This is a genomic window from Actinomadura craniellae, from assembly GCF_003289645.1.
GTDB classification, from domain to species: domain Bacteria; phylum Actinomycetota; class Actinomycetes; order Streptosporangiales; family Streptosporangiaceae; genus Actinomadura_D; species Actinomadura_D craniellae.
Map to the genome: position 1 here is coordinate 38,424 of NZ_QLYX01000021.1, position 22,017 is coordinate 60,440.

The 22,017-nt window shown below is 73.7% G+C and carries 18 protein-coding genes; 3 read left to right on the forward strand and 15 right to left on the reverse strand.

Features of this window, described 5'->3' with window-relative positions; genetic code table 11:
* Positions 1 to 128 precede the first annotated feature (128 nt).
* Positions 129 to 2,582, forward strand: a complete 2,454-nt coding sequence (locus DPM19_RS31870; protein ID WP_233511004.1) for a lysylphosphatidylglycerol synthase transmembrane domain-containing protein — start codon at positions 129 to 131, stop codon at positions 2,580 to 2,582.
* An 18-nt stretch (positions 2,583 to 2,600) separates the two neighbouring features.
* On the opposite strand, the gene DPM19_RS31875 is transcribed toward DPM19_RS31870, so the two are convergent.
* The 12 genes from DPM19_RS31875 to DPM19_RS31930 all read right to left on the reverse strand — a co-directional run bounded on the left by DPM19_RS31875 (position 2,601) and on the right by DPM19_RS31930 (position 14,898).
* Positions 2,601 to 3,209, reverse strand: coding sequence for a MerR family transcriptional regulator (locus tag DPM19_RS31875; protein WP_111871806.1), 609 nt, complete (start codon positions 3,207 to 3,209; stop codon positions 2,601 to 2,603).
* Between the two features lie 275 nt (positions 3,210 to 3,484).
* Entirely contained in the window at positions 3,485 to 3,955 is a 471-nt protein-coding gene (locus DPM19_RS31880) for a bifunctional nuclease family protein (RefSeq protein ID WP_111871807.1), read from the reverse strand.
* Between the two features lie 120 nt (positions 3,956 to 4,075).
* Positions 4,076 to 4,765 (reverse strand): transcriptional regulator FtsR, encoded by a 690-nt coding sequence (gene ftsR / locus DPM19_RS31885; RefSeq protein WP_111871877.1) that lies wholly within the window; start codon positions 4,763 to 4,765, stop codon positions 4,076 to 4,078.
* A gap of 58 nt (positions 4,766 to 4,823) precedes the next feature.
* Positions 4,824 to 5,366, reverse strand: a complete 543-nt coding sequence (gene odhI / locus DPM19_RS31890) for an oxoglutarate dehydrogenase inhibitor Odhl (protein WP_111871808.1) — start codon at positions 5,364 to 5,366, stop codon at positions 4,824 to 4,826.
* Between the two features lie 242 nt (positions 5,367 to 5,608).
* Complete coding sequence (locus tag DPM19_RS31895; protein WP_111871809.1) at positions 5,609 to 6,313, reverse strand: DUF881 domain-containing protein; 705 nt, start codon at positions 6,311 to 6,313, stop codon at positions 5,609 to 5,611.
* Positions 6,310 to 6,642 (reverse strand): small basic family protein, encoded by a 333-nt coding sequence (locus DPM19_RS31900; RefSeq protein ID WP_111871810.1) that lies wholly within the window; start codon positions 6,640 to 6,642, stop codon positions 6,310 to 6,312. The genes DPM19_RS31895 and DPM19_RS31900 overlap by 4 nt, the downstream gene beginning before the upstream one ends.
* Positions 6,639 to 7,523 (reverse strand): DUF881 domain-containing protein, encoded by an 885-nt coding sequence (locus tag DPM19_RS31905; RefSeq protein WP_111871811.1) that lies wholly within the window; start codon positions 7,521 to 7,523, stop codon positions 6,639 to 6,641. The genes DPM19_RS31900 and DPM19_RS31905 overlap by 4 nt, the downstream gene beginning before the upstream one ends.
* 41 nt (positions 7,524 to 7,564) lie before the next feature.
* Positions 7,565 to 10,063, reverse strand: a complete 2,499-nt coding sequence (locus DPM19_RS31910; protein ID WP_111871812.1) for a mannose-1-phosphate guanyltransferase — start codon at positions 10,061 to 10,063, stop codon at positions 7,565 to 7,567.
* Positions 10,060 to 10,671, reverse strand: a complete 612-nt coding sequence (locus tag DPM19_RS31915) for a CDP-alcohol phosphatidyltransferase family protein (RefSeq protein WP_111871813.1) — start codon at positions 10,669 to 10,671, stop codon at positions 10,060 to 10,062. Before DPM19_RS31915 ends, DPM19_RS31910 begins: the two co-directional genes overlap by 4 nt.
* A gap of 123 nt (positions 10,672 to 10,794) precedes the next feature.
* Entirely contained in the window at positions 10,795 to 13,065 is a 2,271-nt protein-coding gene (locus tag DPM19_RS31920) for a HelD family protein (RefSeq protein WP_325050314.1), read from the reverse strand.
* Between the two features lie 130 nt (positions 13,066 to 13,195).
* Positions 13,196 to 13,816 carry an MBL fold metallo-hydrolase gene (locus tag DPM19_RS31925; RefSeq protein WP_111871815.1) on the reverse strand — a complete coding sequence of 207 codons (621 nt, stop codon included), beginning with the start codon at positions 13,814 to 13,816 and terminating at the stop codon, positions 13,196 to 13,198.
* Positions 13,813 to 14,898 carry an S-(hydroxymethyl)mycothiol dehydrogenase gene (locus DPM19_RS31930; RefSeq protein ID WP_111871816.1) on the reverse strand — a complete coding sequence of 362 codons (1,086 nt, stop codon included), beginning with the start codon at positions 14,896 to 14,898 and terminating at the stop codon, positions 13,813 to 13,815. The genes DPM19_RS31925 and DPM19_RS31930 overlap by 4 nt, the downstream gene beginning before the upstream one ends.
* A gap of 223 nt (positions 14,899 to 15,121) precedes the next feature.
* On the opposite strand from DPM19_RS31930, the gene DPM19_RS31935 reads away from it, so the two are divergent.
* Positions 15,122 to 15,742, forward strand: a complete 621-nt coding sequence (locus DPM19_RS31935; RefSeq protein WP_111871817.1) for a TetR family transcriptional regulator — start codon at positions 15,122 to 15,124, stop codon at positions 15,740 to 15,742.
* Between the two features lie 116 nt (positions 15,743 to 15,858).
* Complete coding sequence (locus DPM19_RS31940; protein WP_111871818.1) at positions 15,859 to 17,403, forward strand: RtcB family protein; 1,545 nt, start codon at positions 15,859 to 15,861, stop codon at positions 17,401 to 17,403.
* Between the two features lie 59 nt (positions 17,404 to 17,462).
* On the opposite strand, the gene DPM19_RS31945 is transcribed toward DPM19_RS31940, so the two are convergent.
* From DPM19_RS31945 to DPM19_RS31955, 3 genes are all read right to left on the reverse strand, one after another.
* Positions 17,463 to 18,419 (reverse strand): alpha/beta hydrolase, encoded by a 957-nt coding sequence (locus tag DPM19_RS31945; RefSeq protein WP_111871819.1) that lies wholly within the window; start codon positions 18,417 to 18,419, stop codon positions 17,463 to 17,465.
* Positions 18,420 to 18,479: 60 nt separating this feature from the next.
* On the reverse strand, positions 18,480 to 19,316 hold the full coding sequence (locus tag DPM19_RS31950) for an MmyB family transcriptional regulator (protein ID WP_111871878.1): 837 nt from the start codon (positions 19,314 to 19,316) through the stop codon (positions 18,480 to 18,482).
* Positions 19,317 to 19,396: 80 nt separating this feature from the next.
* Entirely contained in the window at positions 19,397 to 22,000 is a 2,604-nt protein-coding gene (locus DPM19_RS31955) for an AAA family ATPase (RefSeq protein ID WP_111871820.1), read from the reverse strand.
* Between the last annotated feature and the right edge of the window lie 17 nt (positions 22,001 to 22,017).

Consider the following 22,017-nt stretch of genomic DNA (forward strand, 5'->3'; position numbering starts at 1 on the left):
GCGGGCCGTGGCGTTCGGGTGACCGAGCGGGTACGTACGAGGTGTACGTCACCGGCCCGGCCCCGTCCTCGGGCCCACACCGGGTCGGGGACCCTGCTCGCAACGATGCGACCGGACGGCGGTGTGGCGTGACACGGACGCGGGACAAGGCGGTGCCCCCCGGGGTCGACCGGCCCGCGAGCCTGCCCTCCGTCCCGGTCGACGAGCCGGCCCAGCCCCAGCGCATCCGGCGGCCGAGCGACCCCATCCGCTTCGCCATTTCCGTCGCCGGCCTGGTCATCGTGCTGGTCCTGATCAGCATCGCCCAGCAGACCACGCACGGGTTGCAGACCGACATCCAAGAGGGCACCGCCCGGGCGCCGCACCGGTTGCTCCAGGTGGTGGCCCTGATCTCCCGGTTCGGGGTGCTCACCGTCCCGGTGGCGTTCGCGATCGACCGGCTGCTGCGCCGTGACGGGCTGCGGATCGCCGTCGGGCTGCTCGCCGCGGTGATCTCGGTCGGGGTGACGGTGGCCCTGGACGCGTGGGTGATCCCCGCCGCCCCCGACGACCTGGCCGGCTCGCTGCTGTGGGGCAACGGCGGGGGCGCGCCGGTGCACGCCGACATCACCCCCGTGATCGCGTTCGTCACCGCCGTCCGGCTGACCGGCCGGCCGCGCTGGCAGCTGATCACCTGGTCGGTCATCGCATTGGCCGCGCTGACCGGGCTGACCGCCGGGTACGCCTCGGCGGCCGCGCTGGCCGCCACCTACTTCCTCGGCCGGGCGATCGGTTACGGCACCCTCTACGCGGTCGGCACGCCCAATCCCCGGCCGCCGGGTGGCGCGGTGATGGCCGCGCTGCGCCGGGTCGGCCTGGTCCCCGCGCGGTCGCTGCGGCTGGCCGACGCGGCCGACGGCACCCGCCGGTACGGCGTCGCCGTGGAGACGGCCACGCCCCAGGAGGGCCGGTTGCCCGGCGGCGACTGGCAGCTCCAGGTCACCGTCCTCGACCGCGACCTGCAGAGCGCCGGACTGCTGTACCGGATGTGGTGGCTGGCGCGGCTGCGCGGCGGCGCCCCGCGCCGGGCGTTCCGCTCGCTGCGCCGCTCGCTGGAGCAGGAGTCGCTCATGGCGTACGCCGTGGGGGCGGCCGGGGCGCGCAGCCCGCGGCTGGTGGTCACCTCCGAGGTCGGCAGCGAGGCCGCCCTGCTGGCCTACGAGTACGTGCCCGGTCGCACCCTCGACGAGGTCTCCGACGAGGAGCTGACCGACGAGCTGCTCATCGACGTCTGGCGGCAGCTGGAACGGCTGCAGACCGCCCGGCTGGCGCACCGGCGGCTAGAAGGGGGGTCGGTGCTGATCTCCCCGGACGGTCGCGCTCATCTCGTCGACCTGCGCGCCGGGGAGATCGCGGCCGGGGATCTGCAGCTACGCCTGGACGTCGCCCAGCTGCTGGCCACCCTGGCGCTGCGGGTGGGCCCGGAACGGGCCGTGCGCACCGCCGTCGAGGTGCTGGGCGAGGACGCGCTGGGCCGCGTCGTACCGCTGCTCCAGCGGGTGGCGCTGAGCCGGCAGACCCGCGGGCAGGTGCGCCGAGAGAAAGACCTGCTGACCCGGATCCGGGAGCAGATCCTGCGGCTGCATCCGGAGATGGAGGTCGAGCCGGTCCGGCTGGAGCGCTTCAGGCCGCGGACCATCGTCAGCATCGTGGCCCTGAGCATCGCGGCCTACATCGTGATCCCCCAGGTGAGCAGCGTCAACGTGGTGCGGCTCGTCACCGACGCCAACTGGTGGTGGGTGATCGTGGGGCTGGCCGCCTCGGCAACGACCTTCGTCGCCGCGGCCTTCATGCTCATGGGCTTCGTGCCGGAGCGGCTGCCGCTGTGGCGGACCATCCTGGTGCAACTGGCCGCGTCGTTCGTCAAGCTGGTGGCCCCGGCCGCGGTCACCGGGGTGGCGATCAACACCCGGTATCTCCAGCGGGCGGGGGTGCGGCCGGGCCCGGCGGTGGCCAGCGTGGGCGCCTCCCAGCTCACCGGCCTGATCATGCACATCCTGCTGCTGGCGGTGTTCGGCTTCATCACCGGGTCCTCCCGGGACGCCCCGGATCTGGCGCCGTCCCGGACGGTCATCACCGTGCTGCTGGCGGTCGGGGTGCTCGCCGGGGTGGCGGCCGCGATCCCGCCCGTCCGCCGGCTGGTGGTCAACCGGCTGAAGTCGATGTTCTCCGGGGTGCTCCCCCGGTTGCTGGACGTGTTCCAGTCACCAAAAAAGATCATCACCGGTTTTGGCGGCACCCTGTTGCTGACCGCGGCCTTCGTGGTCTGCCTGGACGCCTCGATCCGGGCGTTCGGCGGCTCCCTGGAGTGGACCGCGATCGCGGTGGTCTTCCTCACCGGCAACGCACTGGGCTCGGCGGCCCCCACTCCGGGCGGGCTGGGCGCCGTGGAGACGGCACTGTCGCTGGGACTGACCTTCTCCGGGCTGCCGGCTGAGACCGCGACCTCCGCGGTGTTGCTGTTCCGGTTGCTGACCTTCTGGCTGCCGGTGCTGCCGGGGTGGGCGTCGTTCGCCTACCTCCAGCGCAAGCAGGCCCTCTGAGGGACCCCGAAAACGGGATCAGCCGGTCTTGCGCACCTTGCGGCGCCGTGCCAGCTCGTCGTTCGGGTGCGGCCCGTCGGCCGTCTCGTCGTCGCGGACCGCGCGCTCGGCCGGCAGTTCGGCCAGCCGGCCCTCCACCTCCTGCCAGACCCGGCCGAGTGCGATGCCGAACACACCCTGGCCGCCCTGCAGCAGATCGACCACCTCGTCCGGCGAGGTGCACTCGTACACGCTGACGCCGTCGCTCATCAGGGTGATCTGCGCGAGATCGGCCACCCCGCGGTCACGCAGGTGCGACACGGCCGTGCGGATCTGCTGCAACGAAACCCCGGTGTCCAGCAATCGCTTGACGACCTTGAGAACCAGGATGTCGCGGAAACTGTAGAGCCGCTGGCTGCCCGACCCGTGCGCGGCCCGGACGCTCGGCTCGACCAGCGCCGTACGCGCCCAGTAGTCGAGCTGCCGGTAGGTGATCCCGGCCGCCGAGCAGGCCGTGGGACCCCGGTATCCGACGTTCTCGGGCGGCGCCGACACCTGTGTGTCGAACAGCAGTCCCTGCTCTCCGGCATGCTGGGACGCCATCTGCCTCTCGCGGGTCGCCTTGCCCTCGCCGCTGCTCACCGCCACGCGGACCTCCGGCTTCTATCAGCCCCTGGCCATTCGTCAAGGGGGTTTGACGAATTACGCCACGGGTGTTCCACCAGCACGGTAGGTGCCGGTCAGGGTGTGGTCAACGTTCGCCGTCGGCGCGTCGCATGCCCGGATGAACCGGCTTCACGTGGGCAAACTGCTCACCTGCACACCCATCGACCTCCTACCCCGATCGTCACCCTCCGGAACGGCCAGAAGCGGACCGATGCGCTCAAGGCATGGGACGGCCCCCGGAAAGAGCCGCGGGCCGGTCAGCCGGCGCGGCCGAAATCCTCCGGGGAGATCGTGTCGAGGAACTCGCGGAACTTCTCGACCTCGTCCTCCTGCTCGTCGGGGATCTCCACCCCGGCCTCCTCCAGCACATCATCGCTGGCGAAGATGGTCGCACCGGTGCGCAGCGCCAGCGCGATCGAGTCGGACGGCCGGGCACTGACCTCGACCCCGTTGGAAAAGACCAGGTCGGCGTAGAAGATGCCCTCACGCAGGGCGGTGATGTTGACGGCACGCAACTGGACGTGCAGCGCGTCGAGCACGTCACGGAACAGGTCGTGGGTGAGCGGACGGGCCGGCAGCACACCCTGTTGCGCGAACGCGATCGCGGTCGCCTCCACCGCCCCGATCCAGATGGGCAGGTAGCGATCACCGCCCGCCTCCCGCAGGAGGACGATCGGCTGGTTGGAGGGCATCTCGACCCGTACGCCGACGACCTCCATCTGCTTCACGGTGGCTCCCTCGCCTCCCCGATCGACTACTGACCGCTCCTTGTAGCCAAAGTACACCCCGGTCCGAGCACTCCGGCGGGTCGATCACCCGGGTCGGGACGCCACGACCCGGTGCCCGGCTCAGTGATCAAGGCTTTCCCGCAGTCCTGCCGCGACCAGGGCGGCATGCAACTCCAGGGACAGCTCGGCCAGCCGGCGGGCGGTGTCGGCGGCCCGCTCGTGCGCGCCGGGGTTACGCCGCCGCAGCAGTGGGGCCACGACCTGCTCGATCAGGCCGACCTCGCGGTCGGCGGCGGCCTTGACCGCACGCAGGTGCCGGGCCTCGAAGCCGAAGGCGCCCAGCGCCGCCGCGGCCCGGGCCACGGTCAGCGCCTCACCCTCGTAGTACACACCGGACCGGCGCACCAGCCCGAACTCCTCGAGCTGGGCCAGCAGCACCTCCTCGATGCCCGCGCCGTCGAGCAGCTGCCGGCGGGTGAGCCGGACGGGTGGACCGGGGGCGTCCGTGTCGGCCGCCACGAGGGTGCGGGGCGCCCGTACCGGATCGGCTCCGCGGTCGGCCTCCTGCAGCCGCTCCTTGATCACCCGAAGCGGGAGATATTGATCACGTTGTGCGGAGAGAATGAATCGCAGCCGGTCGACGTCGGCGGGACCGAACTTGCGGTAGCCCGACGGGCTGCGCTGTGGTTCGATCAGCCCCTCGGTCTCCAGGAAACGGATCTTGGAGATGGTGACGTCGGGGAAGTCCGCCCGGAGCAGGGCGAGCACGTCCCCGATCGTCATGGCGGCCCGGGAGGCGCGTGCGTTCATCGCGCCTCCGCCGATCGCCGCGTCCGCCATGGCCTCACCCCCAGCGCGGGCTCGTCCGTCAGCCGTAGTGCGGGTTCGTCGGGTTGGTGAGGAAGACCAGCCGGAACTTGCCGATCTGGACCTCGTCACCGCCTGACAGCCCGGCCTGGTCGATCCGTTCCCGGTTGACGTAGGTGCCGTTCAGGCTGCCCACGTCGCGGACGGAGAACGTGCCGCCATGGCGGTAGAACTCCGCGTGCCTGCGGGAGACCGTCACGTCGTCGAGGAAGATGTCGCTCTCGGGATGGCGGCCCGCCGAGGTGCGCTCCTTGTCCAGGAGGAACCTGCTGCCGGCGTTCGGCCCCCGCTTGACCACCAGCAGGGCCGTTCCGGGCGGCAGCGCCTCGACCGCCACCTGCTCGCCCGAGGGAGGCTGTTCCTCCACCTGATCCTGCTCGAGCGCGGCCTCCAGGCCGGTCAGCGAGATCGTGGACGTGGATTCGCCCGGGGACTCCCGGGGAGGGGGCGGCACGCTCCGGGTCAGGGGCGTACCGCAGTTGGAGCAGAAACGGGCATCATCCGGGTTGGCGTGACCGCACTGCGTGCAGTAGACGCTCGGCATCGGTCGGCTCGGCCTCCTACCTTCGGCGTACCGCCGGCACACCCGCTTGTCGCAGGCGTCACCCGCGCTGCTCTGTCTCCAACTCCCCCGTCGTCAAGACGACGGTTGCCGCAACCTACGCGGGGCGGGCCCCGAGGGTCAACCTGGACCGGTTTCCGGCCGCCCCCAAGCTACCTTCGCCAATGATCGCAGGTCTACGCCGCCGCGCGGGCCACCTGCGGCGAGTGACCCGGAACACCCTCTCAAGGAGACCGTACCGCGCTGATGGCGATCTTTTGTCGTTGCACGATCGATCCGCCGGCCCCAAGACCCTCGACGGTCTTCATCACCCCGCCGGGGATGTTGAGGGCGGTGGTCAAGGTATGCGGGTCCCCGATCGCCAGGAACCGGTACGGGGGCTGGAGACGGCGGCCGTCGACCTCGACGACCCCGCCGCCGGGCGGATCGGTGAAGTAGGTGTTCACGCCCACCCGGACGTCGCCCACCTGGATCACCTCGGCACCCGCGTCGCGCAGTTCCTGGAGGGTGTCGAGCAGCGTGTCCGCCCGGATCCGTCCCGCCGGGTCGTCGATGGTCACTTCGATCCCCGGGCCGGTGGCGGGCAGCGTGCCGGCGAGGATCCCGTACGTCGCGGCGCGCCGGCGCGCCTCCGCCAGCGCCGCCTCGCCCTCCCCGTCGCGGGCCAGGCTGTCGCGGGTGCCCTCCAGATCCCTGATGTCGCCGCGCAGCCGCTCCGAACGCTGGGACAGGTCGGAGAGGATCCCGACGAGCTCGTCCTGCCGGGCGGTGGCGAACGTGGTGTCGGCCTGGGTGGAACGCACCTGGGCCACCACCGCAAAGCCCAGCAGCAGGCACAGCAGACCGCCCGCCAACTGCCCCCGGGTGGCCCGGGGGCGCAGCAGTTCCAGCAGGCCGCGGGCCGCCCGCCCCGGCTCCTCGCCGCTCATGCGCGGAACAACTTCCGGCGGATGGCGGCGGCGTTGGAGAAGATGCGGATGCCGAGGACCACGACCACCCCCGTGGACAGTTGCGAACCGACCCCGAGCTGGTCTCCGAGGAAGACGATCAGAGCCGCGATGACGGTGTTGCTGAGGAACGAGACGACGAACACCTTCTCGTCGAAGACGCCCTCGAGCCGGGCCCGGACGCCGCCGAGCATGGCGTCCAGGGCGGCCACGATCGCGATCGGCAGGTACGGCTGCAACCACAGCGGCACGTCGGGTTGCAGCATCAGGCCCAGGGCCACTCCGAGCACGAGGCCCAGCAGCGCGATCACTCCGGCACCTCCTTCCCGTGGGGTTCCCCCGCGTGACGCAGCCGCAGCGACCCCGCGCCGGGCAGCCGCACCTCGTCCGCCCGGCGCACCTCGAACCGGATCGCGAACCGCTTCTCGATGACGTGCAGCCGCCGGGCGGCGGCCGATCCGGTGAAGGCCGCGTGCAAGCGGTCGCGGTCGCCCAGGGCGGTCACCCGGTACGGGGGCGTCAGCGGCCGGTAATCCACCAGGATCGCCTCCCCCGCCGCACGGATGGCCGTGGTGGACGTCAGCCGCAGCCCGTTGATCCCGACGGCGACGGCGCCCGCCGCCCACAGCCCGTTGACGAGCAGTTGGAGGTCCTGATCGTAGACCAGCCCGGCGGCCCCGGGGCCGAGCTCCTCCTCGCCCGCCGGGGGCCGGGCGTCGTCGAGGGTGACCACCAGCCCCTCCCCGGCGACGGGCACGGCCGCCGCGGCCTCGCCGGCCCGGCGCAGTTCCTCCCGGACACGGCGGCCGGCGTCGCTGCGCGCCAGCGCGGCGGCACGCAGCCGCTCGGTCTCGGCGCGCAACCGGTCCAGCCGCCGTTGCAGTTCGTCGGTCGCGGCCGTGCGGTCGCGGACCTCCTCGATCAGCCGGGACCGCTGCTGCTGGGCCACCGGCTCGCTGCGGCGCACCTGCTCGGCCGCGACCGCGATCAGCACGCCCGTCAGGACCAGGACCAGGAGCATCCCGCCGCGGCGCGGCGGGGGGCGGTTCCCACGGCGGGCGGCCGCCGCGGCGTAGCCGGGGTCGAGCGCCTGCTCGCCCAGCAGGTCTGCCAGCAGCGACATCGACGCGTCCGGCCGGTGCCATCCGGGGCTCCACCCGGACGGCTCCTCGGCGGGGTTCGGCTCGGTCACCGCCCCATCATGGCAACCCCCGCCAAATCGGCGGTCGCCGGTCAGGAGCCGGCGCGCTCGACGACCTCGGCCCAGCGTTCCAGCAGGATCTGGGCGGCGTCACCGCCGGACCCCTCGGCCCACAGGTGGGTGACCGCCTCGGACGGGTCGGGCAGCACCAGCACCCAGCTGCCGTCGCCCTCGACGACCCGTACACCGTCGGTGGTGTCGACCGTCCGCTCCCCCGCGGCCTCGACGACATGACGCATCACGCTGCCCTTAGCCGCCCAGGGGGTGGGCACCGACCGGCGCAGCAGATGGGCGTCGGGGATGCGCTGCTCGATCTGCGACAGCGTCAGCCGGGTCCGGGCCACCAGCCCGAGCAGCCGGACGAACGCGGCGATCCCGTCGATCGTGGAGCTGAACTCCGGCAGCACGAAGCCGCCGCGCCCGTCGGCGGCGAAGATGATGTCGGGAGCGGCCGCCGCCTTGGTCAGCACGTCCTGGGAGGTGGAGGTCCACTCCACCCGGACGCCGTGGAACCGGCACACCTGCTCGGCCACCCGGGTGGTGGTCACCGGCAGCGCCACCCGGCCGCCGCAGCGTTCGGCCGCGATCAGGTCGAGCACCACGAGCAGCGCCCGGTCGTCGTCGATCGGCGTGCCGTTCTCGTCGACCAGGGAGATCCGCTCCCCCACGGGGTCGAAGCGCACCCCGAACGCGGCCCGGGACGAGGCCACCAGTTCGCCCAGCCGCCGCAGGTCGCGCGCCCGCTCGGCCGGGGTCTCGGTGGGGCTGGTCTCGTCGAGCCGGCCGTTCATGGTGAGCACGTCGACGCCGATCCGGCCGAGCAGCGTGGGCAGCAGCAGCGAGGCCACCCCGCCGGCACAGTCGAGCACGATCTTCAGTTCGGCCTCGGGGACGCCCTTCATGTCCACCCGGCTCAGCAGGTCGCGGCTGTAGGTCTCGGCGATGCGCGCCGGGTAGCTCAGCTCGGCGATCTCTCCGGGGAAGGCCCGGCGGTACTCCTGCCGGCCGAACACCCGCTCCAGCTTGCGCTGCGCGGCCTGCGACAGGTCGGCGCCGTCGGCGTCCAGGAAGAGGATGTCGACGCCCTGCGGGTCGCCGGGGGTGGTGCGGATCACCACCCCGCCGGTGCAGTCCTCCCGGGCGGTCTCGAACCGGGCCACCGGCAGCGGGGCCGCTTCCAGGTCGGCCACGTTGATCGCGCTGGCGGTGAGCGCGCTGATCACCGCCCGCTTGAGCGTGCGGGCCGCCCGCGAGGCGTCCCGCGCGGTGATCACGGTGGCGCCCTTCTTGAGGGTGGTGGCGTAGGCGCTGGCCAGCCGGACGGCCAGTTCCGGGGTGATCTCCACGTTGATCAGCCCGGAGACGCCGCGGGGGCCGAACAGGGTGCGCTGGCCGCGCGACTCCCAGATGACACTGGTGTTGACGACCGCGCCGGCCTCGATCGTCTTGAAGGGGTAGATCTTGACCTCGCTGGACAGGTACGCCTCGGCCTCGATGACGCACTCGTCGCCGACGACGGCGCCCTCCTCCACCCGGGCGCCGGCCATCACGTCGGTGTTCTTGCCGACGACACAGCCGCGCAGGTTGGTGGAGGGGCCGACGAACACGTTGTCGTGCACCACCGCGCGGTGCAGGAACGCGCCCTCCTTGACCACCACGTTGCTGCCGAGCACGGTGAACTCGCGCAGTTCCACACCGGCCTCGACCTTGGCGTAGTCGCCGATGTAGAGCGGGCCCTTCAGCACGGCCCCGGGATCGACCTCGGCGCCCTCGGCCTGCCAGACGCCGGGCGAGACCTCGAAGCCGTCCATCTCGACGTCGACCTTGCCCGAGAGCATGTCGGCCTGGGCCTTGAGGTAGCTCTCGTGGGTGCCGACGTCCTCCCAGTAGCAGTCGGCCACGTAACCGTAGAGGGGGGCGCCCTCGGCGAGGAGTTCGGGGAAGACGTCGCTGGACCAGTCGACCGACTCGCCCGCGGTGACCCGGTCCAGGACCTCGGGCTCCATCACGTAGATGCCGGTGTTGACGGTGTCGGAGAAGACCTGGCCCCAGGTGGGCTTCTCCAGGAAGCGCTGGATGCGGCCCGCCTCGTCGACGATGATGATGCCGAACTCCAGCGGGTTGGGCATCCGCTTGAGGCCGATGGTGACCAGCGCGCCGCTCTCCTTGTGGAAGCGCACCATGTCGGTCAGGTCGATGTCGGTGAGGGCGTCCCCCGAGATCACCAGGAAGCGGTCGTCGCGCAGCGCCTCCTGGGCGTTCCTGACGCTGCCGGCCGTGCCGAGCGGCACCTCCTCGGTGGCGTAGTACAGCGACATCCCCAGTTCTTCGCCGTCGCCGAAGTAGTTGCGGATCAGCGCGGCCAGGAACTGGACGGTCACCACCGTCTCGGTGAACCCGTGCCGTTTGAGCAGCCGCAGCACATGCTCCATGATCGGCCGGTTGACCACGGGGAGCAGCGGCTTCGGCTGGTTGGCGGTCATCGGCCGCAGCCGGGTCCCCTCCCCGCCCGCCATCACGACGGCTTTCATCGGCCTTGCTCCGTTTCCTCGGGGCGAGCGCGGTCAGCCAGAATGAGGTGGCGCACCTGAGCGCCGTAAAGGACGGCCGCCCACCAGTAGAGGGCCGTTCCCCAAATGACGAACGCCCAACCGATGATCTTGCCTGCCTCGGCGGCCGCGCCGGCGTGGTCGCCCAGCAGCAGCAGCGGGAACGCGTACAGCAGGCACATCGTGGCCGCCTTGCCGATGAAGTGCACCGGCAGGGTGCCGCTGTACCCCAGCCGGCGCATGATCGGGTAGATCGGCACCAGGGCGAGTTCGCGGGCCACCAGCAACACCACCAGCCAGACCGGGATGATCTCGCGCGCCGTCAGCCCGATCAGGGTGGCCAGGATGTACAGCCGGTCGGCGGCCGGGTCCAGGACGATGCCGAGCCGGCTGGTCTGGCCGAGGACGCGGGCCAGCTTGCCGTCGAGCCAGTCGGAGAGGCCGGCGAAGACCAGCAGCCCCAGCGCCCACCAGTCGAGCTCGGCCAGCACCAGCCACAGGAACAACGGGACACCGGCCAGCCGGGCGAAGCTGAGCAGATTCGGCACCGTCCAGATCCGCTGCGGAACCTCTTCGGCCTGGGTGCTCATGCGCCCTCACCTCCTCGCCCGGCGCGCTCCGAATCACTCGGATCTCCCCGAATTCCGCGCGGCCGCCTCTCTGCCGACCTTATCGGGCAGGTTTTCGGTCTCCGCCCGAGCGTCCCGACGAGATCACCGCCGCGGGGAGACTGGGCCCGGCGGAACCGGCAGCTCACCGGTGTGAACGATGCCCAGCCGCCGGGTGGCCCGGGTCAGCGCCACGTACAGGTCGCCGCGGCCGCGCAGCGACTCGGCCAGGATCCGGGCGGGCTCCACGACGATCACCGTGTCGAACTCCAGTCCCTTGGCCTGCCGGACGCTCAGCACCACCACGGTGCCCGTCAGGTCGGCCCCCGCGCCGCCGGTGGCGCCGGGGACGGCGGCCACGACCTGGCGGCGCACCTCGTCGAGCAGGGCGGTGGGCACCAGCACGGCCAGCCGTCCGGCGCCCACCGCGGCGGCCTCGCGGGCCACGATCGGTCCGACACCCGCCGGGCCGATCGGTTCCCGCCAGGGCCGGACCCCGCCCGACCGGACCGACCTGGGGGCCTCGTCGTCCCGGCGGAGCCGGCCGGCGACCGCCATGATCTCGGCGGGCGTCCGGTAGTTGACGGTCAGCCGTTCCAGCCGCCACCGGTCCCCGACATAGGGCGTGAAGATCTCCGCCCAGGAGGACGCTCCCGAGAGGTCGCCGGTCTGGGCGAGGTCGCCGACTACCGTCATCGACCGGCTGGGGCAGCGCCGCATCAGCAGCCGCCAGGCCATCGGCGACAACTCCTGCGCCTCGTCCACGATGACGTGCCCGAACGTCCAGGTCCGGTCGGCCGCCGCCCGCTCGGCCACCGTGCCGCGGGGTCCCGCCTCGAGCCGGTCGGCCAGGGCCGCCGCGTCCATCAGGTCGGCCGCCGAGAAGGTCTCCGGATCGGCCTCGTCCTCGGCGTCGATGGAGCGCGAGCCCGTCACGATGTCGAGCACGCCCTGGGCGTAGTCGACCTCCGCCCGGCGACCGCGCTCCCGCCGCGCCCGCTCCGCCCGGTCGTCCGTGCCGAGCAGTTCGGCCGCCTCGTCGAGCAGGGGCACATCCGCCTCCGCCCAGTCAGCGTCCGGGGCGCGCCGCAGCAGGTCCCGCTCGGCCGCCGGCAGCCCGGGGGCGGCGGCCGCGAGCCTGGTGGGGTCGGCGAACAGGTCCGCCAGCAGCCGCTGTGGTGTCAGGGCCGGCCACAGGTCGTTCAGCGCCGCCCGCACCCCGGGGGCGGCGGCCAGGTCCCGGCGCAGGTCCTCGATCTCGTCCGCGCCGAGCAGGTCCGCGCCGGCCTCGATGCCCGCGGACAGCCGGGCGGCGGCCGCGGCGGCCAGCGCGTCGAGCATCTCGGCCAGGAAGACCGGCCGGGCCTGGTTGTGCGGCAGGCGGGTGGCGCGGGCCCGGTCCCGCGCGCGGGCGCACCGGTTCGGGCCGACCCGCAGCCGTTGCCGGTCGACCACGACCTCCAGCCCGTCCGCCGGGGCGCGCTGGCGGTCGCGTACGGCGGCGGCCAGCACCTCCGTCATCGCGGCCCGGCCCTTGATCTCGGCGCTCGCGGGCGATTCCTCCGCGTGCGCCGGCGTCCCGGGGAACAGGTCGCCGAGCGTGGCCAGCACCACTCCGGTCTCGCCGAGCGCGGGCAGCACCTGGCCCACGTAGCCGAGGAAGGCGGGGCTGGGGCCGACGACCAGCACGCCCCGGCGGGCCAGCCGGTCCCGGTGCGTGTAGAGCAGGTACGCCGCCCGGTGCAGCGCGACCGCGGTCTTCCCGGTGCCCGGCCCGCCCTGCACCACGAGCACCCCCGGGTGGGACGAGCGGACGATCCGATCCTGCTCAGCCTGGAGGGTCTCGACGATGTCGGCCATCCGGCCGGTCCGGTCGGCGGTGAGCGCGGCCAGCAGGGCGGCCTCGCCCGCCGGGCCGGCGTCCGTGCCCGGGCCGGCGGTCGAGTCGAGCACCTCGTCGTCAACGCCCGTCACGGTCCGGCGGCGGGTGCGCAGGTGCCGTCGGCGGCGGACGCCCTCGGGCGAGACGGCGGTGGCGACGTAGAAGGGGCGGGCCGCGGACGCCCGCCAGTCCACCAGCAGCGGGTCGCCCTCGGCAGACTCGGCGAAGAGGCCGATCCGCCCAACGTAGCGGCGCTCGCCGCCGTGCAGGTCGAGGCGGCCGAAGCACAGCCCGTGCTCGGCCGCCTCGACCTGGGCCAGTCGGTCGGCGTACCGGTGCGCTGCGGCGTCGCGCTCGGCCAGGCCGCGCGGGGTGCCGTCGCCCTCCGTCAGGGTGCGGGCGAGCCGGCATGCGGTCCGTTCGCGCAGGTCGTCGAGCCGGGTGTAGAGCATCGAGACGTACGCCTGCTCGCGGGCGATCTCCTGACTTGACAAAAATACTCCCTGTGGTAGAATTAGTGGGGGTTTCCTGATTTTATTCGCTATTTCAGGATAGTGCCTGCCCTACCAACGACGGAGCCCGCCACCGATTTCTTCGGTGACGGGCTTTTCTCGGCGGTACCGGTCAGTGACCGCGGGCGATCCACTCGGCGAGGTGGGGCGCCTCGGTGCCGATCTCGGTGCTCTCGCCGTGGCCGGTGCGGACCACGGTCTCCGGCGGCAGCGTCAGCACCTTGGTGCGCAGCGAGTCGATGATGGTGCCGAAATCGGAGTAGGACCGGCCGGTCGCCCCCGGGCCGCCGCCGAAGAGGGTGTCGCCGGAGAAGACGGTCTCCAGCTCCGGCGCGTACAGGCAGACGGCGCCGGGCGCGTGGCCGGGCGTGTGCATCACCCGCAGCACCGTGCCGGCCACCACGATCTCCTGGTCGTCGGCCAGCGGCGCGTCCGGGGACCGGTCGGGATAGGTCATCTCCCACAGCACCTCGTCGGCCGGGTGCAGCCAGATCGGCGCGCCCAGCCGGTCGGCCAGCGCGGCGGCGGCGTTGACATGGTCGTTATGCGCATGCGTGCACACGATCGCCGTCAGCCGCCGGTCGCCGACCGCGGCGGCGATCGCCTCAGCGTCGTGCGCCGCGTCGATCACCACCACCTCGCGGTCGTCGCCCACCAGCCAGACGTTGTTGTCGACGTCCCAGCTCCCGCCATCCAGCGTGAACGTCCCGGACGTGACCAGATGCCCGATCACAGCAGCACCACCGAGCGCAGCACCTCGCCGCGGTGCATCTTGTCGAAGGCGGCCTCCACACCGTCCAGGGCGATCGTCTCGGAGACGAACCCGTCCAGGTCGAGCCGGCCCTGCAGGTACAGGTCGATCAGCATGGGGAAGTCGCGGGACGGCAGGCAGTCGCCGTACCAGGAGGACTTCAGCGCGCCGCCCCGGCCGAACACCTCCAGCAGCGGCAGTTCGATCTTCATCTCCGGGGTCGGCACACCGACCAGCACGACCGTCCCGGCCAGGTCTCGGGCGTAGAACGCCTGCTCGTAGGTCTCCGGCCGGCCGACGGCCTCGATCACCACGTCGGCGCCGTGCCCGCCGGTGAGCTCGCGGATCGTCTCCACCGGGTCGGCCGTCCGGGCGTTCACGGTGTGGGTGGCGCCGAACCCCCGCGCCCACTCCAGCTTGCGGTCGTCGACGTCCACCGCGATGATCTTCGCCGCGCCGGCCAGCCGGGCCCCGGCCACGGCCGCGTCGCCGACCCCGCCGCAGCCGATCACCGCCACCGAGTCGCCGCGGCCGACGCCGCCGGTATTGATCGCGGCCCCGATCCCGGCCATCACACCGCAGCCCAGCAGGCCCGCCGCGGCGGGGGACGCCGCGGGGTCGACCTTGGTGCACTGGCCCGCGGCGACCAGGGTCTTGTCCGCGAACGCCCCGATGCCCAGGGCAGGCGACAGCGCGGTGCCGTCCGCCAGCGTCATCTTCTGGACGGCGTTGTGCGTGGCGAAGCAGTACCACGGACGCCCGCGCAGGCAGGCCCGGCACTGCCCGCACACCGCCCGCCAGTTCAGAATCACGTAGTCGCCCGGCTCGACCTCGGTCACGCCCTCGCCCACCGCCTCCACGACCCCGGCGGCCTCGTGCCCCAGCAGGAACGGGAACTCGTCGTTGATGCCGCCCTCGCGGTAGTGCAGGTCGGTGTGGCACACCCCGCACGACCGGACCTGGACCAGGGCCTCCCCCGGACCGGGATCGGGCACCAGGATCGTCTCGACGGCGACCGGCGCGCCCTTCTGCCGGGCGACCACACCCCGTACCTGGTGGACCATGCGCTCTTCCTCTCCTCGGCGAACGGGAGCCGCGGTGCGGCCCCGGGCCGGATCCTGGCAGGCCGGCCCGTGCCGCCGGAGCGGGCTTCCGCTGTGCGGAAGACCTCCTCGTCTCCCGGCTCCAGCAAATCACGGGAGGCCGCCCTGCGGTCCCGCGAAGCGGGCGCGGGACCGATAATGGTGGGCGCGCGGCACCCGGCGCGCACGGCGACAGGGAGGCGGGATGGGCGGCGGGCGAGGACCCCTGCGCGACGCGCTGCTCGACGCGGCCGCCGAGTTGCTGTCCGAGCACGGCTACCGGGGCGTACGCGTCCAGGACGTCGCCGACGCGGTCGGGGTCAGCCGGCAGACCGTCTACAACGAGTTCGGTGACAAGTGGGGGCTGGCCCAGGCCCTGGTGCTGCGCGACAACGACCGCTACCTGGACGGCATCGACCGGATCCTGGCCGAGCACGACGATCTGTACACGGCGGTGGCGGCGGCGGTGACCTTCACCCTGAAGATGTCGGCCGACGATCCGATCAAGAAGGCCGTGCTCACCGGGTCGGGCTGCGACGAACTACTGCCACTGCTCACCACCCGGGCCGAGCCGGTGCTGTTCACCGCCCGGGCCCGGCTGATCGACCACGCGCTCGCCCACTGGCCGCGGCTGGACGGCGCGACGGTGGCCGAGGTCGCCGACGCGGCGGTCAGGCTGGTCATGAGCCATGTGATGCTACCGGCCGAACCCGTCGAGCGGGTCGCGCGCATGATCGCCGACATGGTCACCCGCTACCTCGGCGAGCCCGTCCGCCCCGAGCCCCAGCCGGAAACCCAGATGACCGGGCAGGCCGGCGCCCACTAGCCTGATCCCACCTCGCGGCTGCTGAACCGGAGGTCCGGCGGGTCCGCCCGCCGCTTCGCCCTGCCTCGCCCCTCCTCGGGCGACGCGTTCCCTGCCAGCAGCCCGAAAGGTTCTCCATGTCCTCCCCCCTGTCCTCCTCCGCGTCCCGCGCGCGCCAGGATCCCCGCCTGCACCGCGTCGACGACCGCTGGCTCCGCCTGCCCCATCGCCGGAACATCCCCGTCGAACTCTGCGCCGGTCCCGACGTCCCGCTGGAGCCGGGCGCCGTCGACGAGGTGCTCGCCCTGCTCGACACCGCGGACACGCTCGACCGGCTGGCCGAGGCCACCCCCGGCCTGACCGGGCCGCCCCCGCGCATCACCCGGATCGCGCTCACCCCCGACTTCCACAAGGGCGCCGGGGTCCCGATCGGCACCGTCGTCCAGACCGAGGGCGCGCTGCTCCCGCAGGCGGTGGGCAACGACGTCAACTGCGGGATGCGGCTGGAGACCACGGGACTCCCGGTCGACCGGGTCAGGCCCCGGCTGGCCGCGCTGGAGCGGCGGCTACGGCACCTGTTCTTCGAGGGAGGACGGCGGATCGCGCTGCGCCCGGCCCAGCGCGAGGCGCTGCTGCGCGAGGGGCTGCCGGGGCTGCTGCACACCGCCGGCGCCGACTGGGCCGGGCTGCGTCCCGAGGACGCCGCCGACACCGGCCGGGCGCACGCCGCGGCGTTCCCCGCGAGCGGCGCGGACGCCTTCGCTGACTGGGTCCGTGGCAGCGGCGGGGCCGGCCATGACGGCATCATCGGCGGGGTCGGCGGCGGCAACCACTTCGCCGAACTGCAGTACGTCTCGGCCGTGCACGACGCGCGGGCCGCGTACGCCTGGGGGCTGACGCCCGGCACGGTGGTGACGATGGTGCACAGCGGCTCGCTGGCGCTCGGCCACCAGGCCGGGGCCACCGCCCTGGACGGGCTGCGGTCCTCCTGGCCAGCCGGCCTGCCCCGGCCGCGCAACAAGATCCTGCCGTTCCTGCCCGGCGCCGACCCGGACGCGCCGGCGTCCCGGGCGCTGCGACGCTACCTGGACGCGTTCGGCAACGCGGCCAACTTCGCGCTCGGCAACCGCTTCTTTTTGTCCCTGATGATGCGGCGCGGGCTGGCGGCCGAGTGCGGCGACCCGGCCGCCCGCGTGGTGTACGACGCGCCGCACAACCTGTTCTGGCAGGACGGCGCCCGGACGGTGCACCGCAAGGGCGCCACCCCGGCCGGGGGGTACGCGGCGACGGCGGGCGGCCCGTACGCGATGTGGGGCGAGCCGGTGATCGTACCGGGCTCGATGGGCGCGGCCAGCTTCGTGCTGCGCGGCCTGGGCAACGCGCGCACCCTGGCCAGCGCCTGTCACGGCGCGGGCCGGCGGGTGCCGCGCGGGGCCACGGCACGGGCGGGGGACGCCGAACTGGACGCGTTCCTGCGGGAGTTCCGGGTGGTCACCCCGCTGGACCCCGGCGACCCGGCGGTGGCCCGGCGGCGCGACGTCATCGCGGCCTGGCGGCGCGACCTCAAGCAGGAGGCGCCCTGGGCCTACAAGGACATCGGGCCGGTGGTGTCGAGCCTGCGGGCGGCGGAGGTCGCCGAGCCGGTCGCCGAGTTGCGGCCGCTGCTGACCGTCAAGGGATGAGCCCGGCCGATGACGGCGGCGTCCGCCCGGTCTCGCCGGTTCGGCGGCCGGGCGGGCCGTCAGGCCGCGCTGCCCCGCTCGGTGGCGGTCGCGAAGGCCGCGCGCAGCCGTCCAATCGCGAACTCGCGGGCGCGCAGCCCGTCGTCGAAGATCTCCGGCAGCAGGAAGAAGGAGTGCACCATCCCGGCGTAGCAGCGATGCGCCACGTCCACCCCGGCCTCGGCCAGCCGCGTCGCGTACGCGTCGCCTTCGTCCCGCAGCACGTCGCACTCCGCCGTGACGACCGTGGCGGGGGCGAGACCGCCCAGGTCGGGGGCGCGCAGCGGGGCCAGCAGCGGGTCGCGGCGATCGGCCCCGGCCGCGTACAGGTCGGTGAACCGGATCATGGTCTCGGCGTCGAGGCCGTGACCCCGGCCGTACGCGGCGTAGCTGGCGGTGTCGAACGCGGCGTCGGTGACCGGGTAGACCAGCAGCTGGTGGGCCAGGGGCAGGCCCTCGTCCCGGGCCCGCAGCGCGGTGACCGCCGCCAGGTTGCCGCCGGCACTGTCGCCCGCGACCGCCACCGTCCGCGGGTCGGCGCCATAGCGCTCCGGCCGGGCCACCACATCGGCGGTGACCGCCCACGCGTCCTCCACCGCGGCCGGGAAGGGGTGCTCGGGGGCCAGCCGGTAGCCGACGTTCAGCACCACGCAGCCGGCACCCGCGGCGAGTTCCCGGCAGGTGGCGTCCACGCTGTCGATGTCACCGATCACCCAGCCGCCGCCGTGGAAGTAGACCAGGGCGGGCAGCGGCCCGGTGCCGGACGGCTCGGGGCGGTACAGCCGCACCGGGATCTCACCGCCCGGGCCGGGCACCGTCAGGTCGGCCACCTGGGGCAGTTCCCGGCACTCTCCCCGGTACGGTTCGCGCCGGGCGTGGCCGCCGCGCATATCCGCCACCGTGGGCAGGTTCTCCGCGCTGCTTCCCCAGGCGGCGAGCAGGTCCAGGAACCGTGCTGTCTGCGGGTGCAGGGCCAACCGACGCCTCCATCGCGTGCGGAACGGATGATCTCGACTTTATATCCGCACCGGGCGCCGTCATTCGTCTGACCTGGTCCGCTCGGCGGCCCGGTCACGCAGGAAGTCCGCGGTGCCGGGGTCGGCCGGGTAGAAGGACTCGATCGCCAGCTCGGCCACGGTGATGTCGATCGGTGTCCCGAACGTCGCGATGGTGGTGAGGAAGGACAGCTCGCGGCCGTCGATCCGCAGCCGCAGCGGGACCACCACGTCACCGCCGGAGGCCGGCACCCCGGCCGTCCCGGCCCGGTCGCCCGGGTAGTCGCGCAGTTCCCGGTAGAGGTCGGTGAGCGCCGCGTCGGCGGTCAGCGCGACATGGCGGCGCACCCGGCCGATCATGTGCGCGCGCCACTCCCCCAGGTTCACGATGTGCCGGGCCAGGCCGTCGGGATGCATGCTCAACCGCAGCACGTTCAGCGGCGGCTCCAGCAGTTCGGGCGGCGCGCCCTCCAGGAAGAAGCCGGCCGCCGCGTTGGCGTCGATCAGGTTCCAGAACCGGTCGACCACCACCGCCGGATACGGCTCGTGCCCGGCCAGCACCTGTCGCAGCGCCACCCGCACCGCGTCCATCCTCGGCTCCTCGATCGGGGTCTCGGCGTAGACCGGTGCGTATCCGGCCGCGACCAGGAGCAGGTTACGGTCGCGCAGCGGCACGTCGAGGTGCTCGGCCAGGCGCAGCACCATCGCCCGGCTGGGTGCCGACCGGCCGGTCTCCACGAAGCTCAGGTGCCGGGTGGACACGTCGGCCTCGGCGGCCAGTTCGAGCTGGCTGAGCCGGCGGCGCTGCCGCCAGGCCCGCAGCCGCTCGCCGACCGGGCGGGTGTCCTGGAGCGCGTTCTGGAGTGAGTCGGTCGTCATCGCGTGCGACGGTATCCGGCCGGTCGGCCGCGCGCCCATGACGTGGGAGGTAACGCCCGCCGCCTTTACGTTGTAGATTCCTAAAGGCTCAGGTTGAGCTCGCGCAGTTCCCGGCGCGACGAGACGCCGAGCTTCGGATAGGCCTTGTAGAGGTGGTACTCCACCGTCCGAGGGCTGAGGAAAAGCTGCGCCGCGATGTCCCGGCTGCTGGTCCCGGCCGCGGCCAGCCGGACGACCTGGAGCTCCTGCGAGGTGAGCCGGTCGAGCGGGCCGGGGGCGGGCCGGCCGGCTGCCGTCTCCCCCGTCGCCCGCAGCTCCGCGCGGGTCCGCTCGGCCCAGGGGACGGCGCCCAACCGCTCGAAGACCTCCAGCGCCGACCGCAGCCGGTACCGGGCATCCGACCGGCGGCGGGCACGGCGCAGCCACTCGCCGTACAGCAGCTCGGTCCGGGCCCGCTCGAACGGCCGCCCGCCCTTCTCGTGCAACCGCACGGCCTCGGCGTACGGCTGCTCCTCATCGCCCAGGATCGCCCGCGAGCGCAGCGCCACCGCCTGCGCCCAGGACCGGCCGCCGCCGGCCCGCGCCCAGGACTCGAACCGGCGCAACGGCTCCTCCGCCCGCTCCGGCAGGCCCGCCCGGACCGCCGCCTCCACCTGGTCCGCGGCCGCCGGCACCGGGATCGCGGTGCGCCCGGTCCCGCCGGACCAGGCCCCCTCCAACTCGCGCAGCGCCACCTCGTACCGGCCCAGGCCGAGGTCGAGCACGCCCAGCACGGCGGCCGCCTCCGGCAGGCCCGCCGCCAGCTCCCGGCACCGTTCCTCGTCGCCTTCGATCGCCGCGATCCGCGCGGCGGCGCCGACGAGCCGGCCGGTCCGGTGCCCGAACCCGATGTCCCGGGCGATCTCGGCGGCCTCGGAGAGGCCCGCGGCGGCGTCCCGGTGCAGCCCGACCGCCACCTGCGCCCGGGCCAGGGCGCACAGCGCGCCGGGCAGTTCCCCGGCCAGGCCCAGCCGCCGGTACCGGGCCACCATGACCGTCGCGTGCTCCAGTGCGGCCTCGTCGTCGCCCAGCAGCAGGGCCGCGTCGACGGCGCGCATCCCCTCGGTCCCGTCCTCGCACTTCGACTCCAGCGGCCGGGCGACGAACTCGGCCAGCAGGGGCAGCCCGCGCCCGTAGTCGCCGCCCACCAGATGGGCCATGCCCTCGACCACGGGATCGGGCCGCCCGGCCGCGCGCAGCCGTGCCGCCGCCGTGCGGACCGCTCCGGGGTCGCCGGCGGACCAACCGTAGGCGGCCCCGGTGCGCAGCATCGACGCGGCCGTCCCGGGGTCCGTCCGCTCCGCGTGATCAATCAGCAGGCGGGCCGCCTCGCGCGGCTCGCCCTCCTCGAACTCGACGGCCGCCTGCACCACGGCCAGCCGGGCCCGCTCCGGCGGCGACTCCAGCAGGCCGGTGGCCCGGCCCGCCAGCTCGCCCGCCTGGCCGATCCGCCCGGCACGCATCGCCATGGCCGCCGCCTCGGCCAGCCGCCGGCCACGCGCGTCCGGTTCCGGCGACAGATCGGCCGCCTGGAGGTAGCACATGGCGGCCACCTCGTACGCGGTCCGGTCGCGGGCCCGCTCGGCCCGTGCCGCCACCTCGGCCGCCACGCCCTCGTCGGGCACCGGCTGGGACGCCGCCAGATGCACCGCGCGGCAGTCGGGCTCGCTGGCCGTGTCGGCCAGCGCCCGGTGCACGGTGAGCCGCCCGGCGAGCGGAGCCGCCTGGTAGGCGGCGGAGCGGATCAGCGGGTGCCGGAACTCCAGCATGCCGCCGGTCACCCGCAGCAGGCCCGCCCGCTCGGCGTCCCCCAGGTGCTCGACTCCGACGCCGAGCACCTGGCCGGCGTCCACCATAGCGGGCAGGTACCCCCGACCCTCCGCCGCGGCGATCAGCGCCATCAGCCGGGTCTTCTCGGGCAGCCGGTCGATCCGGGCCTGGAATCCCGCCAGCACCCGCTCGGTGACCGGCAGCGGCGCGGCGTCCCCCGGCCCCGTGCCGAACTCCAGCAGGGCCAGGGGGAAGCCCCTGGCCTCCCCGATGATCCGGTCGCGCGCCTCCGGCGACACACCGCGGTCGGTGAGCAGCCGGACCGCGTCCGCCCGGCCCAGCGGCGACGGCCTCAGCTCCGGCAGGCCGGGGGCGGGGAAGCCGTCGTCCCTGGCGGCGAAGATCATGACGATGCCCTCGGCGGCGATCCGCCGGGCCGCGAACAGCAGGGCGTCCGCGCTCGCCTGGTCGAGCCACTGCGCGTCGTCAATCACGCAGAGCAGCGGGTTCTCCTCGGCGAGTGCGGCGAACAGGGTGAGCAGGGCCAGCCCGGTGAGGAAGCCGTCCCGCCCGGGCGAGCCGTTCAGGCCGAGCGCGGCGCGCAGCGCGGTCGCCTGCGGGGTGGGCAGCGCGTCGAGCCCGTCCCGCACCGGCCACAGCAGCTGGTGCAGCCCGGCGAACGCCATGTCGGCCTCGCGCTCCACCGCGACCGCCCGGAGCACCCGGGTACCGGGCGCGGCCGCCGCGTGGTCGAGCAGCGCGGACTTGCCGATCCCCGCCTCGCCGCGCAGCACCAGGGCCCCGCTCCGGCGCTCCTGCGCCCCGGCGACCAGCCGGTCGATCTCCGTCAGCTCCGCGTCACGCCCGTACAGCACCCCTCAAAACTACGGGC

Coding starts and splice junctions, on each gene's coding strand:
- odhI (WP_111871808.1), bottom strand. CDS start 5,366: ATGCCGAGCGTCTACTGCACGCAGTGCGGTCACGCCAACCCGGATGAT.
- DPM19_RS31930 (WP_111871816.1), bottom strand. CDS start 14,898: ATGGTCCACCAGGTACGGGGTGTGGTCGCCCGGCAGAAGGGCGCGCCG.
- DPM19_RS31895 (WP_111871809.1), bottom strand. CDS start 6,313: ATGAGCGGCGAGGAGCCGGGGCGGGCGGCCCGCGGCCTGCTGGAACTG.
- DPM19_RS31940 (WP_111871818.1), top strand. CDS start 15,859: ATGTCCTCCCCCCTGTCCTCCTCCGCGTCCCGCGCGCGCCAGGATCCC.
- DPM19_RS31950 (WP_111871878.1), bottom strand. CDS start 19,316: ATGACGACCGACTCACTCCAGAACGCGCTCCAGGACACCCGCCCGGTC.
- DPM19_RS31935 (WP_111871817.1), top strand. CDS start 15,122: ATGGGCGGCGGGCGAGGACCCCTGCGCGACGCGCTGCTCGACGCGGCC.
- ftsR (WP_111871877.1), bottom strand. CDS start 4,765: ATGAACGCACGCGCCTCCCGGGCCGCCATGACGATCGGGGACGTGCTC.
- DPM19_RS31910 (WP_111871812.1), bottom strand. CDS start 10,063: ATGAAAGCCGTCGTGATGGCGGGCGGGGAGGGGACCCGGCTGCGGCCG.
- DPM19_RS31915 (WP_111871813.1), bottom strand. CDS start 10,671: ATGAGCACCCAGGCCGAAGAGGTTCCGCAGCGGATCTGGACGGTGCCG.